Source organism: Bradyrhizobium sp. in8p8, from assembly GCF_000426845.1.
Taxonomy (GTDB): Bacteria; Pseudomonadota; Alphaproteobacteria; order Rhizobiales; family Xanthobacteraceae; genus Bradyrhizobium; species Bradyrhizobium japonicum_C.
The window spans coordinates 327,798-342,122 of record NZ_AUGD01000001.1 but is presented as its reverse complement, the minus strand read 5'-3'; the positions used below and the strand labels follow the sequence as shown (position 1 = coordinate 342,122).

The 14,325-nt window shown below is 63.6% G+C and carries 9 protein-coding genes; 2 read left to right on the top strand and 7 right to left on the bottom strand.

What is annotated here, in order from left to right:
* Window positions 1-8 precede the first annotated feature (8 nt).
* Both K408_RS0101595 and K408_RS0101590 read right to left on the bottom strand, forming a co-directional pair.
* The gene (locus K408_RS0101595; RefSeq protein WP_024337460.1) at window positions 9-1,619 is read right to left on the bottom strand and encodes an MDR family MFS transporter; all 1,611 of its coding nucleotides are present in this window, start codon (window positions 1,617-1,619) and stop codon (window positions 9-11) included.
* 1 nt (window position 1,620) lies between these two features.
* Entirely contained in the window at window positions 1,621-2,769 is a 1,149-nt protein-coding gene (locus K408_RS0101590; RefSeq protein ID WP_024337461.1) for an HlyD family secretion protein, read from the bottom strand.
* Between the two features lie 141 nt (window positions 2,770-2,910).
* Here K408_RS0101590 and K408_RS0101585 point away from each other — a divergent pair, with 141 nt between their 5' ends.
* Complete coding sequence (locus K408_RS0101585) at window positions 2,911-3,822, top strand: LysR family transcriptional regulator (protein WP_024337462.1); 912 nt, start codon at window positions 2,911-2,913, stop codon at window positions 3,820-3,822.
* On the opposite strand, the gene iaaH is transcribed toward K408_RS0101585, so the two are convergent.
* On the bottom strand, window positions 3,817-5,241 hold the full coding sequence (gene iaaH / locus K408_RS0101580; RefSeq protein ID WP_024337463.1) for an indoleacetamide hydrolase: 1,425 nt from the start codon (window positions 5,239-5,241) through the stop codon (window positions 3,817-3,819). The genes K408_RS0101585 and iaaH overlap by 6 nt on opposite strands.
* A 77-nt stretch (window positions 5,242-5,318) precedes the next feature.
* Entirely contained in the window at window positions 5,319-8,768 is a 3,450-nt protein-coding gene (locus K408_RS0101575; protein WP_024337464.1) for an indolepyruvate ferredoxin oxidoreductase family protein, read from the bottom strand.
* Window positions 8,769-8,919: 151 nt separating this feature from the next.
* Here K408_RS0101575 and K408_RS0101570 point away from each other — a divergent pair, with 151 nt between their 5' ends.
* Window positions 8,920-9,375, top strand: coding sequence for an Lrp/AsnC family transcriptional regulator (locus tag K408_RS0101570; protein ID WP_024337465.1), 456 nt, complete (start codon window positions 8,920-8,922; stop codon window positions 9,373-9,375).
* A 19-nt stretch (window positions 9,376-9,394) separates the two neighbouring features.
* Here the strand turns inward: K408_RS0101570 and K408_RS0101565 are convergent, their stop codons facing one another.
* From K408_RS0101565 to K408_RS37470, 3 genes are read right to left on the bottom strand one after another with little or no spacing between them, the layout of a single operon-like run.
* On the bottom strand, window positions 9,395-10,945 hold the full coding sequence (locus K408_RS0101565; RefSeq protein ID WP_024337466.1) for a GNAT family N-acetyltransferase: 1,551 nt from the start codon (window positions 10,943-10,945) through the stop codon (window positions 9,395-9,397).
* A 49-nt stretch (window positions 10,946-10,994) separates the two neighbouring features.
* On the bottom strand, window positions 10,995-12,353 hold the full coding sequence (locus K408_RS0101560; protein WP_024337467.1) for an HlyD family type I secretion periplasmic adaptor subunit: 1,359 nt from the start codon (window positions 12,351-12,353) through the stop codon (window positions 10,995-10,997).
* A 19-nt stretch (window positions 12,354-12,372) separates the two neighbouring features.
* The gene (locus K408_RS37470) at window positions 12,373-14,199 is read right to left on the bottom strand and encodes a type I secretion system permease/ATPase (protein ID WP_349509750.1); all 1,827 of its coding nucleotides are present in this window, start codon (window positions 14,197-14,199) and stop codon (window positions 12,373-12,375) included.
* Between the last annotated feature and the right edge of the window lie 126 nt (window positions 14,200-14,325).

The window sequence follows — 14,325 nt, the reverse complement described above, 5'->3', positions numbered from 1 at the left end:
GACTTGAGTCAGTGGGCGCCGCCAGCGGAAGTCTGGCCGGGCTTCTTCAGGAAGAGGACGGCGAGCAGCGCCACGATCAGCGCCATGCCGAGCAGATAGAAAGTGTCGCTGAACGCGAGGATATAGGCCTGCTTCTGCACGATGCGGCCGATTGCGACATAGGCGCGATGCACGGCATCTGCATGGTCGAGGATGCCGTGATTGACGAAGTACTGGGTGAGCTGCTCCAGCCGCGTGCGCGTCGCCTGATCGAATGCCGACACCGACTGCATCAGCACGTTGGAATGATACTGCTCGCGCTTGGTCAGGGCAGTCTGAAGTAGGGCGATGCCGACGGCCCCGCCGAGATTGCGCATCATGTTGAACAGGCCGGAGGCCGAGCCTGCATTCTCCGGTTCGATGCCTGCGGTTGCCACGGCCGACAGCGGCGCCATCACCAGCGCCTGACCGAGCGCTCGCACCACATTGGGCCAGAGCAGCTGGTCGGCGGCATAGTCATTGGTCATATGGATGTTCATGAAGTTTGAAGCCGCGAACAGCACGAAGCCGATGCCGATGATGATCCGCGCGTCGAAGCGCTGCATCAGGCGCGGCACCAGCGGAATCAGCAGGAGTTGGGGCAGCCCGGTCCAGGCCAGCACCATGCCGATCTGCTCGGCATTGTAGCCCTGGATGCGGGCCAGATATTGCGGCAGGATGAACACCGAGCCGTACAGCGCGATGCCCAGCAGAAAGTTCGCGAGCATGCCGAATCCGAAATTGCGGCGGACGAGCAGGCGCAGATTGAGCAGCGGCTTCTTTACCGTGAGCTCGATGACCAGGAACGAGACCAGTGCGATGGCCGCGATCACGCTGAGCTTGACGATGAAGGGCGAGCCGAACCAGTCGTCCTTGTTGCCTTCCTCCAGCACGGTCTGGAGTGCGGATAGGCCGATTGCCATGGTGACAATGCCGGCCCAATCGCCTCCCCGCAGGAGCGACAGCTTCATCGGCTTGGCCTCGAGCGCGTACCAGAGCATGCCGACCATGATCGCGCCGGGCACGAGGTTGACGTAGAAGATGTACTGCCAGCCAAAATTCTCGGTGAGATAGCCGCCGATGGTCGGGCCGATCGCCGGCGCGAACGTCGCCGAGAGTGCGAACAGCGCGAGGCCCACCGGCTGCTTGCCGCGCGGCAGCAAGGTGATGATCAACGTGAAGGCCAGCGGAATCAGCACGCCGCCGGTGAAACCCTGGATGGCGCGCAGCACGATCATCTGCGACAGGTCCTGCGCCAGCGCGCAGGCCGCGGAGAGAGCCAGGAACAGGATCGCGTTGGTGAGCAGATAGATGCGGATCGAGAACACCTGTGCCAGCCAGCCGGACAGCGGGATCACCACGATTTCGGCGACCAGATAGGAGGTCGAGATCCAGCCGCCGTCGTCGATGCCGGCGCCGATCGCGCCCTGGATGTCGGCGAGCGAGGCGTTGACGATTTGGATGTTCAGCACCGCCATGAAGGCGCCAAGCGTCGCGCCGATCACCGCGATCCAGGTCTTCGCGGATACTGAGGGTGCGGTTGGCTCGCTGCGGGCGGGGCGGCCGGCAGCGGCGTCGAAGGTCGGCTGGAGGGTGCTCATGTCAACCCCCGCTCGAACGAGCCGTCTTGCCGGCGATCTGCTTGGCAGTCCCCCGCTCGGCGAGCACCGTCTGTTTGGTGTCGACAACCGGCACCGCGGACATGCCCGGCCGCAGGAGGCCGGTCAGGCTGTGGTCATCGAGCACGATCTTCACCGGCACGCGCTGCACGATCTTCGTGAAGTTGCCGGTGGCATTGTCGGGGGGCAGCAGCGCGAATTCGAGTCCGCTGGCGGGCGACAGGCTGTCAACATGGCCGCGGAGGGTGGTGTTGCGGAAGCTGTCGACGTGCAGCTCGACCGGCTGGCCGGGGCGCATATGCGTGAGTTGCGTCTCCTTGAAATTGGCGACGACATAGACGGCGTCGAGTGGCACCACCGCCATCAGCTGTGTGCCGGCTTGCACGTACTGGCCGACGCGCAAGCTGCGGGCACCGACCGTGCCTTCGACCGGAGCGGTGATCGTGGTATAGGACAGATTGAGCGCGGCCTGCTCCGCGACGGCGCGGGCGCGTTCGAGCTGCGCTGCGGCCTGGGCGCGCTGCGTGGTGAGAACGTCGATTTTTCGCTGCGCGGCCAGCAGGCCGAACTTGGCGTGCTGCAATTGGGCGCTGCTGGCGCGCAGCGCCGCATCGGTCTGCTGTGCGCGCTGGACCGTACCCGACCCCGTCTTCATGAGATCGTCGTACCGGGCGCGCTCCTCCTGCGCGAATTTCAGGTTGGCCTCCGCAGCAGCAACATCAGCCGTGCCTTGCTCGATGATCGGCTGTTGCAGCTTCAACTGGGCATCGATGTTGCGCACCGACGCTTCGGCAGCGGCGACATCGGCGCGGGCCTGATCGAGCGCCGCCTTGAAGTCGCGGTCGTCGATCTTGGCAAGCACCTGGCCCGCCTTCACCTTCTCGTTGTCTCCGACCAGCACCTTCGCGATGTAGCCGGAGACCTTAGGCGCGACGATCGTCGAGTCCGCCTTCACATAGGCGTCATCGGTGGATTCCAGGTAGCGGCCGGTGGTGATGTAGTCGTAACCGAAGCGCCCGGCCGCGGCGATCCCGAGCGTCAACGCCAGGCCCAAGGCCACCCGCTGGATCGCTTGGCGGGATGGACGGAGGCTGATTTTCTTATTGGTTTCAGCAACATAAGCGATCGACATGGTGTCCTCGGAATTCCCGCACGTCCCGGTGCGTCGGGACGTGTTGTTGATGCGGGTAAGATGCGTCGTCCCTCCCATTGTGATAATCCGTCAAAAACTGGAATGATTATCCAGCGAAGATTGATAATCGGGGCGTTCGACATGGACCGCTTTACGAGCCTCACTGCTTTCGTCCGCGTGGTCGACGCTGGCGGCTTCTCAGCCGCGGCCCGCCGGCTCAACATGTCCACCACGATGGTGAGCAACCACGTCCAGGCGCTGGAGGACCGGCTTGGGGTGCGGCTGCTCAACCGCACCACGCGGAAGGTCAGCCTTACGGAGATCGGCAAAGCCTATTACGAGCGCTCAACGCAGATCCTCGCCGATCTCGAACAGGCCGACGACATCGCGAGCGAACTGCAGTCGGTGCCTCGTGGAACGCTGCGCGTTCACGTCGCTACCCATATGGTGCCACTGGTGGCGCCGGTCGTGGCGCGACTTCTGTCCACCTGTCCGGAGCTCAAGATCGACCTGCGCATGGGGGAGGCCGAAGTCGACCTGATCGAGGAAGGCTACGATGTTGCCCTCCGCATGACGCAACCGCGGGATTCGAGCCTTGTCGTGCGAAGCCTCGCCACTTGGCGCCACGTGCTGTGCTGCTCGCACGATTATATCGACAAGCACGGCCGCGTGCAGAAGCTCGACGAGCTCACCGGGCACAATTGTGGGCGGCACTTGAACTATCCGTTCGGCGACGAATGGCGCTTCCTTGACCGCAAGGGCACGCCGGCCTCCGTGCGGATCTCAGGCAGCTTCGTCACCAACAGCGGGGAGGCGCTGCGCGAGGTCGCGCTCGATGGCGCCGCCGTGTGCCTGATGGCCGGGTTTCTCATTCAGGACGATCTCGAAGCCGGCCGCCTCGTGCGTCTCTTGCCGGAATATCGTACGGTCGAGCTGTCCATGAATGCGGTCTATCCGCACCGCCATCATCTGTCGGCTAAAGTCAGGACCTTCATCGACCTGCTCGTGCACCACAGCGCCGAGCAGCAGAAGCTGATCAACCCCTACTCATGATCGGCGCGGGGGCGGCAATCGTCCGAATAGTGTCTCCAGCGCGATTCCGATAGCAAGCAGGTGACGGTCGCTTCCTGCGGGGCCATCCAGCTCGAGCCCGATCGGCAGTTGGCTGGTGTCGCCCAGCGCAATCGGGATCTGAATTCCGGGAATACCGGCATTGCTCCCGGGATCGGTGTTCTGGATGAAGAGCCCGAAATTTTCGAGGCTGCTGGAATCGGGATTGGAGGCAATCGCGACGCGCGGCGTTGTCGGGAAAGCGATGGCGTCGAGCCTGTTTCCCGAAAACGTTTCGCTGTACAGCGCCTGAAGCGCGGGGCGCGCGATCTTGATCGCGGCATCGTAGATCGGCCTGGCATCGATCAGCGTGTCGTTGGGGCCCGGCAGTTTGCGCGGGATAACGAGCCCATCATAGGTGCCCTTCACGTCGGGGCTCGAGATCTCCTTCGCCAGCGCTTCGATGCTGAGATCAGTACCGGTGTGCTTCAGATACGCAACCATGTCGTCGTATGCTTCATACAGCGCGACCGGAAACCCGACCTGACCGTTGAGCTCGGCCAATCGTGGCATTTCGATCTCCAGGATCGTGATATGCCGGGCTTTCATCTTCCCGATCGCCGTGTCGAATGCGGCCGCGGTGTCGGAATCGAGATTGGCCAGCATGGACGTCACGATGCCGATGCGCACCTGCTTCAGATCAGCCGGTGCAATCTCGTCTCCGCCCGCGATGATGCGGTCGAGCAGCGCGACATCGGCCACGGTTGCGGCCATGGGCCCCGCGGTATCGCGGGTATGTGAGATGGGCGCGATGCCGTTCTGCGGGTAGCGTCCGATCGTCGGCCGCAGCGAGGCGCACCCATTCAGGGCGGCGGGCACGCGCACTGATCCGCCGGTGTCGGTGCCGAGCCCGCCCGCGACGATCCGTGCGCCGATCGCGGCGCCCGTGCCGGACGAGGAGCCACCGGCGATCCGCGCGCGATCATAGGCATTGCGCACGCCGAACTCGGCGCCGGTCTTGAACGCGGTGTTGTAGCCGGAGATGCCGAAGGCCAATTCGTGCATGCTGGTCTTGCCGATGATGATTGCTCCCGCGGCGCGCAGCTTTGCCACGACGGGCGCGTCCATCGCTGGAATGTAATCCTGCAGCGCCGGGGTACCGGCGCTGCAGGGCAGCCCGGCCACCTCGATGTTGTCTTTGATCACGACCGGCACGCCGCCGAGCGGCTTGCTTCTGTCGCCTGCCACGTCGAACGCGGCGGCGGCCTCCAAGGCACCGGTCTCGTCCAGCGTGACGAAGACATTGAGGCCGGCGTTGGCTTTGGCGCGAGCCAGGGCTTCCCGCGTCAGCGCGGTGCTCGTAACCTTCCCGGCGCGGAGGCCGTCCGTGGCCTCGGTCAGTGTGAGCTGGTCGAAATCCATGATGCAATTGCCCGATCGCGGGAGCGCCATCAGGGCGTCCCTCCAGGGTCAGAGGCTGAAGCCTCGCTGGCGCCACGTCAACCGTTTGCGCGCATCCTGGCCGGCAACGGCGCGGGAAGTTCGGCGAGCAGTCGCTCGATTTCGGACTTCACCTTCCCGATCGCGGCATCCTTGACCGGGCCATAGCCGCGGATCTCCATGGGAGCCGCTGCAATCGCGACGAGGTCCGGAAGAGACGCCGTGTCGAGGTGGCCGAGCATCCGCTCGATCAGCGCTTCATACCAGCCGATCAGTTCGCGCTCGACGCGCCGTTCCGGGGTGTAGCCGAACGGATCGAACGGCGTTCTGCGCAGCGCCTTCAGGCGTGCAAGCATCGCCAGCGGCATTTGGATCCACTGGCCGAAGGCGCGTTTGCGCGGACGTCCACGGACATCGCGCCGCGACGGCAGGAACGGCGGCGCGAGGTGATACTGGATCCTGAAGCCATCTTCGAACTCGTTCTTCAATTCGTCCATGAAGCCGCTTTGCATGTGCAGCCGCGCCACCTCGTATTCGTCCTTGTAGGCCATCAGCTTGAACAGCGCGCGCGCCACTGTCTCGGTCAGCGCCTCGCTGTTCACGTCGGCTTCGGCATTGCGGACTCTTGCGACGAACGTCCGGTAGCGGGTTGCATAGGCGGCATTCTGATAGGCCGTGAGAAACTCGGCGCGCCGGGCGATGAGATGGTCGAGCGTCTCGGCTTTCGGCGCATCATTCGTGCTCGGCAGAAGACCCGGATCGCCGGCTGCGATCCGGCCCCAGGCGAACGCCTGCTTGTTGCGTTCGACCGCGACCCCATTGAGTTCGATCGCGCGTAGCAGCGCCTGCAGCGAGACAGGCACGAGGCCGTGCTGCCAGGCAAAACCAAGCATGATGATGTTGGCATAGACGGAATCGCCGAGCAGCCGTTCGGCCAGCGCATTCGCATTGATCGTATCGAGATTGCCTTCGCCGATGACGCGGCCGACCGCGCGCAAGCGGGCAGGGGAGGCGAGATCGGCGTCGCGGAAGCGGACCACGTCGCCGGTCGGCATCTCCGCGGTATTGATCGCGGCGCGCGTGCCGCGACAATAGGTGCCTGATGCCTTCGGCGAGGAGCTGACGACGAGGTCGCAGCCGATCAGCGCATCGGCCGCGCCCTGGTCGATGCGGACCTGGTGCAGCGCTTCGGGCGAAGCGGCAAGCCGGATGTAGCTCAGCACGGGCCCGAACTTTTGCGCAAAGCCGGTAAAATCCAGGACCGAGACGCCACGGCGTTCGAGATGAGCGGCCATGCCGATCAGCGCACCCACCGTGATCACGCCGGTGCCTCCGACGCCCGTCACCAGCAGATCGTAGGGCCGATCGAGCGTTGCGGGCGCAGGAAGGGTGAGAGCGGCCGCGCGGCCGATCGCATCGATCTGGCTTGCGGATTTCTTCCGGCGCGTGGCGCCTTCGACCGTGACGAAACTTGGGCAGAAGCCATTAAGACAAGAAAAGTCCTTGTTGCATGCCGATAGGTTGATCTGCCGCTTGCGGCCAAACGGCGTCTCCTTCGGCTCGACGCTGAGGCAGTTGGACTCGACCGAGCAGTCGCCGCAACCCTCGCAGACGAGGTCGTTGATGTAGGCGAAGCGTCTGGGATCGGCCATCTGCCCGCGCTTGCGCCGCCGCCGCTTCTCGGTAGCGCAGGTCTGCTGATAGATCAGCACCGAGACGCCGGAAACCTCGCGCAGCTCACGCTGAACGACATCCATCTCCTCTCGCGGATGGATGGTGACGCCGGCCGGAAGCTCGGCCGGGCTGAAGTGCGCGGGATCGTCCGATACCAGTGCGATGCGCTCAACGCCCTCGGCGCGGACGCTATGCGCGATGGCTTGTACGCTGACGGGGCCGTCGACCGGCTGGCCGCCGGTCATCGCGACGGCATCGTTGAACAGGATCTTGTAGGTGATGTTGGCGCCTGCTGCGATCGCCTGCCGGATCGCCATCGAGCCGGAATGGTAGTAGGTGCCTTCGCCGAGATTCTGGAACACATGCTTGCGGCCGGTGAAGCGCGACGAGGCCGCCCAGTTCACGCCCTCGCCGCCCATCTGGATCAGCGAAGAGGTCTCTCGGTCCATCCAGCTCGCCATGAAGTGGCAGCCGATGCCAGCCAATGCCTTCGATCCCTCCGGGACCTTCGTAGACGTGTTATGCGGGCAGCCCGAGCAGAAATAGGGCGTGCGGGTCGCGCCGCCGACATTGATCGTGCGCGCCGCTTCCGGCATCAGGGCGGCCGCGCGTGCCGCGAGATTGAGGCCCGGGAACACCGGGTCGAGCCGGCGCGCCAGCACAGACGCCAGCGCCCGCGGCGACAATTCGCCGATCCAGGAGATGAGACGTGCTCCTTGCTCGTCGTGCTTGCCGACCATGCGCTCGGGCTTGCTGCCCGGATAGTCGTAGAAGTATTCCTTGAACTGGCTCTCGATGATGCCGCGCTTCTCCTCCACGACCAGGATCTCGCGCTTGCCCTTCACGAAATCCATCGCATCATGGAGTGCCAGCGGCCAGACCATGCCGACCTTGTAGATGTCGATTCCGATGTTGCGGCAAGCCGCTTCATCGAGGCCCATCAGGCGCAGCGCTTCCATCAAGTCGAGATGCGCCTTGCCCGTCGTGACGATGCCATAGGTCGCACCCGGAATGTCGTAGATGTGGCGGTCGATCGGATTGGCCTTGGCGAAGGCGTAGACCGCATGCTTCTTCGCCTCCAGCCGTTCCTCGATCTGCGGGCCCGGCAGGTCGGGCCAGCGATAGTGCAGGCCGCCGGGCGGTGGCGTGAAGTCGGGCACGAGAAAAGCGCGCGGGGGGCGCAGGGCGACGGAAGCGCCGGACTCCACGATCTCCGAGATCGCCTTGAAGCCGACCCACATGCCGGAAAAGCGGCTCAGCGCGTAGCCATATTCGCCGAAAGCGAGATATTCGCCGACGCTTGCGGGGTGCAGCGTCGGCATGAGCCAGCTCATGAAGGCGACGTCGGACTGGTGCGGCATCGAGGAGGACACGCAACCATGGTCGTCACCGGCGACCACCAGCACGCCGCCATGCGGCGAGGAGCCGTAGGCGTTGCCGTGCTTGAGCGCATCGCCCGAGCGATCGACCCCTGGGCCCTTGCCGTACCAGAGGCCGAACACGCCATCGACCTCGCGGTCGGCTTGCGTTTCGACCTGCTGCGAGCCGAGCACTGCGGTTGCCGCGAGGTCTTCGTTGACGGCCGGAAGAAATTCGATGCGGTCCCGCTTGAGGCGTTCCTGGATGCGCCAGAGCTCTTGATCGATGCCGCCGAGTGGCGAACCGCGATAGCCGGAGATGAATCCGGCCGTGTTGAGGCGGGCCGCACGGTCTCTGCGTGCCTGATCGAGCGCGATGCGGACGATGGCCTGCGTGCCGGTGAGAAAGACGCGGCCCTCCTCGCGGTCGTAGCGGTCGGAGAGCTCGTAGGTATCGAGTGATGAAATGGCGTCCATGACGGACCTCGCGCGGCATCCTGCCCGATGGTGGAAGGTTACGCCCGCGCAGCCGGTAGATCTTACCTATCTCACCGATTTGGTCTGTCATTTCGGTAGAGTTTTGCGTAAGATGGCTGATTGTGGTAGGTTCTTCCAGGTTGGAGCTTTCATGATCGAAGAGCAGGACACGCGGATTCTCGCGCATCTCCAGAAGGACGGCCGTGCCACAAACCAGCAGCTGGCTGATGAAGTCGGCATGTCCACCTCGGCCTGCTGGCGCCGGGTGCGAGCGCTTGAGGACAGCGGCGTCATCCAGGGCTATGCGGCGCTGGTCGCTCGCGAGCAGGCGGGCTTTGCAATGTCCGCCATCCTCCACGTGTCATTGGAGCGGCACGATGCGAAGTTCGTCGATGAGTTCGTGGCCAGGGTCACCAAGCGCCGCGAGGTGCTGGAGTGCTTTGCGACGACGGGCGATGCCGACTATCATCTGCGTGTCGTCGTGCAGGACATGGCCGCCTACAACAGGTTTCTTGACGAGTTCATGTTCCGCATCCCCGGCATCCGCTACGTCCGCAGCAACGTGGTCCTGAAGGAGATCAAGACGAGTGTGGAGCTGCCGTTTTGAACCTGACTGATGTCGGCGTCTAACGCGCGTCCCTTGTGTCTCTGGTGGGCAGCATGCGCGTCGCACGTTCCGGCCTGTCGCATTGCTGTTCGGCTTCGCCGAGAACCACGGCGAGCGCTTCGTCGAAATCCCGAACGAGCCCGAGCTTGACCAGAACTCTCCCGAGCGCGCTGAATGCGTCGGGCGCATCAGGCTTCAGCCTGATGACTTCCCGGTAATTGCGGGCGGCTTCCATATGCTCGTTGAGAGCCTCGCAGGACTGCGCGAGGCAGAACCAGGACTTGTGCGTCTCGGGCTTGATCGCCGTCAGCAGCTTGAACAATCGCCTTGCCGCAACGTGATTTCCGCGCGTGGCATAGAGCTGGCCGAGGCGGTGGATCGCGTCCGGATTTCCTGGCTCGACGTCGAGGATTTGCCGGTAGCCGCGCTCCGCATCGGCGAGCTTGACGGCCTGGTGTAGCCTGGTCGCCTCTTCGAGGGCATCACCGAGGGTTCTCCGGTCGAGCCGGCCACCGAGATTGAGGCCGTTTCTCGTGCTGATGGTGACACTGCGAATGCGCCGTTCCTTGACCCCGAACGAATACTTGTAGGGTTCATTTCCACGCAGAAAGTCATACTCCGCGAAACCGTCGGCGATGGCCCGGCGAATGCTGTAGGCATGCAGGATCACTCCGGCCGGCGGTCCGTCATGGCTTTCGTCACGGCCCGTCATGTAGAACAGGAAGCTGCGTTTTCTCCGGTCGATCAGGGTGGCAAGGGCCGCAAGTGGGCGATCATTCTGCCACAATGTCGGCAAGAACAGCAGGCCGGACCTGAAGCTCGTGGTCAGCATGGCGCGGTTTGAACGAACGAGCTTGTCGACGAGACCACCCTTGCGCGGCCGCCATTTGGTTTCCCAGAGCTGGAGAAGCGTATTGAGATCGCGATCGATCGTCTCGGCCGTTGCCTCGGTGATGCGAAACTCTCCCGGAGCGTCCACCAGCTTGAGCAGGCGCCTGATCTTTTGCCTCGTATTGGCGCTCAGGCCGGCGAGGTAAGCGTCCCAGTCGGCCGGAAGCGAAGCGAACGGGCATACGTTGTTGTCGATGCCGTCGACCTTGTTGATCCGGTTGACCTCGTCGTGCTGAAACTTCGCCTTCGGGAAATGCGCCATGAGCAGGCGATAACGTGTCCCGGACAGGCGAATATTGTCGAGGTTCACGCGCGCCCAATTCATGCGCTTGAGCTGTCTTGCGAAAGCCGGGATCGCCTGGCTTTCGAAGCGAGACGCGCACAGGATGCCGGTATAATCGGCAGAGAAATTGCCGGCCATGTTGAGCTCGTTGCGGAACTTCCCGTCGGTTGACTTGAAGTAGGTCCGCAACGGCCAAAAAGCGACATACGGAGCGCCGTCGTCGTCGCTCTCGCGGGCGGCCAGGATCAGCCAAGGCCCCGCAATCTGCCGAAGCCATCCAGCCAACCATTTCCAGGACAGAAAGAGCTGCGCGTCAGGGTCCGCATCATACACCGCGTTCCAGTTGTCCTCGATACGCTCGAAGTCATCGAACGTCTCTATCAGATCGATGTGCACAGTGCCCTCACTCTGTCAGTTGGCTACGAATTGACCTGGACTCCCGTCGTTACCGCTCCCGGAATGCCCGCATCATGCTGTCGTGGATCGGCTTCACGATGTATTGGAAGAAAGTCCGCTCGTGGGTCTTGATGTAGACCTCGACCGGCATACCCGGTGTCGGGCTGAAATCGGGGATTGCCATCGCTTCGTTCCTGTTGAGCTTCACCCGCACGATGTAGATGTCGGTTGGTCCGACCTGCTGCGATTTGCGCTCGTCGGCGAGCGTGTCCGCGGACAAGTAGATCACGTCGCCCGAGATCATCGGCGTAATCCGCTGGTTGAGCGCGGTCAGGCGGACCATCGCGTGCTGTCCGTTCTTCATGGTGTCGATGTCCTGCGGCCGAACCCGAGCCTCGATGATCAGCTCTTCCTGAAGAGGCAGGATTTCCATGATGGTCTTGCTGGGCTCGACCACGCCACCCTGGGTGTGATAGCGCAGCTTGACCACGACTCCCTTGACGGGGGCGGTGATCCGAATGCGGTCCAATACGCCTTGGGCGGCGAGCATGCGCTCGCGTACATCCGCAAGCTCTCCCCGCACCTCGTGCATCTGCTCCACGGCGACCTTGATCGCGGTTTTGCGCACGCCGTTGATTTGCTCCTTGGAACGCGCGATGCGCTCCTTGGCGTCGCCGATTTCGCCGAGGATGCGACCGATCTCGCCCTCGAGATTGGCCTTTGTGCGCTGCAGAACCAGCAGTTCAGGCTTGCGAACGAGGCCCGTCTGCAGCAGGTACCGCTTGGTCTCGATCTCGTCGTCCAGCAGAGCGATTTGACGCCGCACGCCATCGAGCTGCACATTTGAGCCCTGAATACGCTCGCTGAGGGCGTTGATGCCCTCCTCGATGCCGGCAATGTCGCTATTCAGATTGTTCCTGCGTGCGATGAAGGTGAGTTTCTGACTTTCGATGATCTGCGAAATTTCCGGATCGCTTGTGGCCGAGAGAACCGACTCCGGAAATTGAATCTCTGCATCCTCGCGCATCTCCGCCTGGAGCCTGGCATCGATCGCGCTCAGGCGCAGGCTGCGCAGGTACAAACGCCGCAGCTCCGCGCGAGGGACGGTGTCATCGAGTTCGACGAGGAGTTGCTTCTGCTCGACCAGATCGCCCTCCCGCACATGGATGGTGCGGATTACCCCACCCTCGAGATGCTGAATGATCTTGTTCTGGCCCGTGGCGACGAACACGCCGGAGGCGACCACGGCGCCGGCAATGGGAGCGACATTGCCCCAGACGCCAAAGCCGCATAGCATCACTGTCATCACGATGATGCCCGCGATGGTAGGAAGCCGCGTCGAACGGGGCAAATTCGCGTACCATGCAGCTTCGGGCGGTTGTTGACGGAGAACAAGGTCCTTCGACATTGGACAGTCCGATCATGCTCTAGGAATTCAGCAAGGGTGGACCGTCGCCGCCGTTCGGCTTCCGTCCGGTGATGAGTGGAATGATCTCGTCCCTCGTGCCAAAGGCCTGAACGGCTCCGCTGCTCAGGATCATGATCTTGTCGACGCTTCTCAGGAGGGCGGCCCGTTGCGTCACGGTGACCACCGTGATCCCGCGATCCTTGGCGCGCAGAAGAGCCTTGGCCAGAGCGCGTTCACCACTGGCGTCGAGATTTGAGTTCGGCTCGTCGAGCACCATGAGGCGGGGATTGCCGTAGAACGCGCGGGCGAGCCCGATGCGCTGCCTCTGACCGCCGGACAGGGGACTTCCGTCCATCCCGACGATGGTCTCGTACCCCTGTGCAAAGCTGGAGATCATTTCGTGGACGTCGGCGAGCTCGGCTGCATCGAAGATGTCGGCGTCGATCGCATCCTCGCGCATCCGCGCGATGTTGGCCTTGATCGAGGCCGGAAAGAGCTGAACGTCCTGCGGGAGATATCCGCAACTCTCGCCGAATTGCCTCGGATCCCAGTTGCGCAGGTCCATCATGTCCAGTCGCACATTGCCTGCGGTCGGGATGATCGAGCCGACGAGCATGCGGGCCAGCATGGTCTTGCCGGCGCCGGAGTCGCCGACGATGGCCAGCGACTCGCCCGGCTCGAGCTGGAAGCTGATGCCATTCAGGATGACCTTCTTCGTTGGCGGCGGAACGTAGAGAATTCGCTCGACGCTGAGGTGCCCCTGTGGGCGCGGCAGGCGCAGCCGGTCGAGATTGAGCGGAGAGCTCTGGAGCAGAGCTTTCACCCGGCTGTAAGCGGATCGCGCCTGAACGAAGTTGCGCCAACCCTCGATCGTGCCTTCGAGCGGAGCGAGGGCGCGACTGGCGACGATCGAGCCTGCGATGATCATGCCGCCGGTCAGCTGGCCTTCGAGGGCAAGCCAGGCGCCCCAGCCAAGAATCGCGATCTGCGTGCAAAGTCGCAGGAACTTGGAGATCCCGGTCATCAGGATGTTGAGATCCTGTGCGATGACCTGTTCCTTCAGTGACTCGACGGTCTCGCGTCCCCAGACGAGAACGCCCTCGGGGATCATCCCCATCGCGTTGATGACCTGGGCGTTGCGCGCCATGGCCTCGGCCTGCAGATTTGCCCGCGTTCCGTAGGCGTTGGCCCGCGTGAACGGCATCGCCGTGATTCTCTGATTGAGCAAGGCGACGCCCATCAATAGCACGCCCGAGGACAGCACGATCAGCCCGAGATGGGGGTGAACAAGAAACACGACGGCGAAGTAGATCGGGGTCACGGGGGCATCGAACATGGTGAGCAACACCGGACCGGTGATGAACGAACGCAGGTGCTGGAGATCGGCGAGGGTCTGGAACTCACGGCTTGATCCGGTTTGCGCCGCCTTTGCTGCGGCACTCAGCACCGGGCCGCCGAGCCGCGCTTCCGTGTCCACGGCGACGCGCATCAGGATGATGCGGCGAAGCACGTCCATCAGCACGTGAGCGGCGATCGCGGCGACGACGATCATTGTCAGCATCACAAGAGTGTCTGTGCTGCGGCTGGTCAGCACCCGGTCCGACATGTTGAAGAGATAGACGGGGATCGCGAGTACGAGCAGATTGACCATTACCGAGAAGATTCCGACGGTGACGAGATTGCGCCGCGCGCCGGAGAGCCCCTTGCCGAGCACGTCACGGAACTCGTTGTCCCCGGATCGTTTGTGTAAGGGCTGTGAGCCGCCGCCATTGCCGCGTCCGCCGCCGCTTGCGGCTCCGCCGCCGCCTCCGCCGGGCGGAGCTGGGCTGGCCGAGCCGTTGCCGATCGACGCCTTATCGGTCGTCCCGCGCGCGTCGCTGCGCGCAGGCGTTCCTCGGGGTTGTTGAACGGCTGGCTGCTCCAGTCTTGCGCCGGAGGCGGTCGTGGGTGTCGCAGCGGACACGGTTCCGGA

Coding starts and splice junctions, on each gene's coding strand:
- K408_RS0101595 (WP_024337460.1), bottom strand. CDS start 1,619: ATGAGCACCCTCCAGCCGACCTTCGACGCCGCTGCCGGCCGCCCCGCC.
- K408_RS0101590 (WP_024337461.1), bottom strand. CDS start 2,769: ATGTCGATCGCTTATGTTGCTGAAACCAATAAGAAAATCAGCCTCCGT.
- K408_RS0101585 (WP_024337462.1), top strand. CDS start 2,911: ATGGACCGCTTTACGAGCCTCACTGCTTTCGTCCGCGTGGTCGACGCT.
- iaaH (WP_024337463.1), bottom strand. CDS start 5,241: ATGGATTTCGACCAGCTCACACTGACCGAGGCCACGGACGGCCTCCGC.
- K408_RS0101575 (WP_024337464.1), bottom strand. CDS start 8,768: ATGGACGCCATTTCATCACTCGATACCTACGAGCTCTCCGACCGCTAC.
- K408_RS0101570 (WP_024337465.1), top strand. CDS start 8,920: ATGATCGAAGAGCAGGACACGCGGATTCTCGCGCATCTCCAGAAGGAC.
- K408_RS0101560 (WP_024337467.1), bottom strand. CDS start 12,353: ATGTCGAAGGACCTTGTTCTCCGTCAACAACCGCCCGAAGCTGCATGG.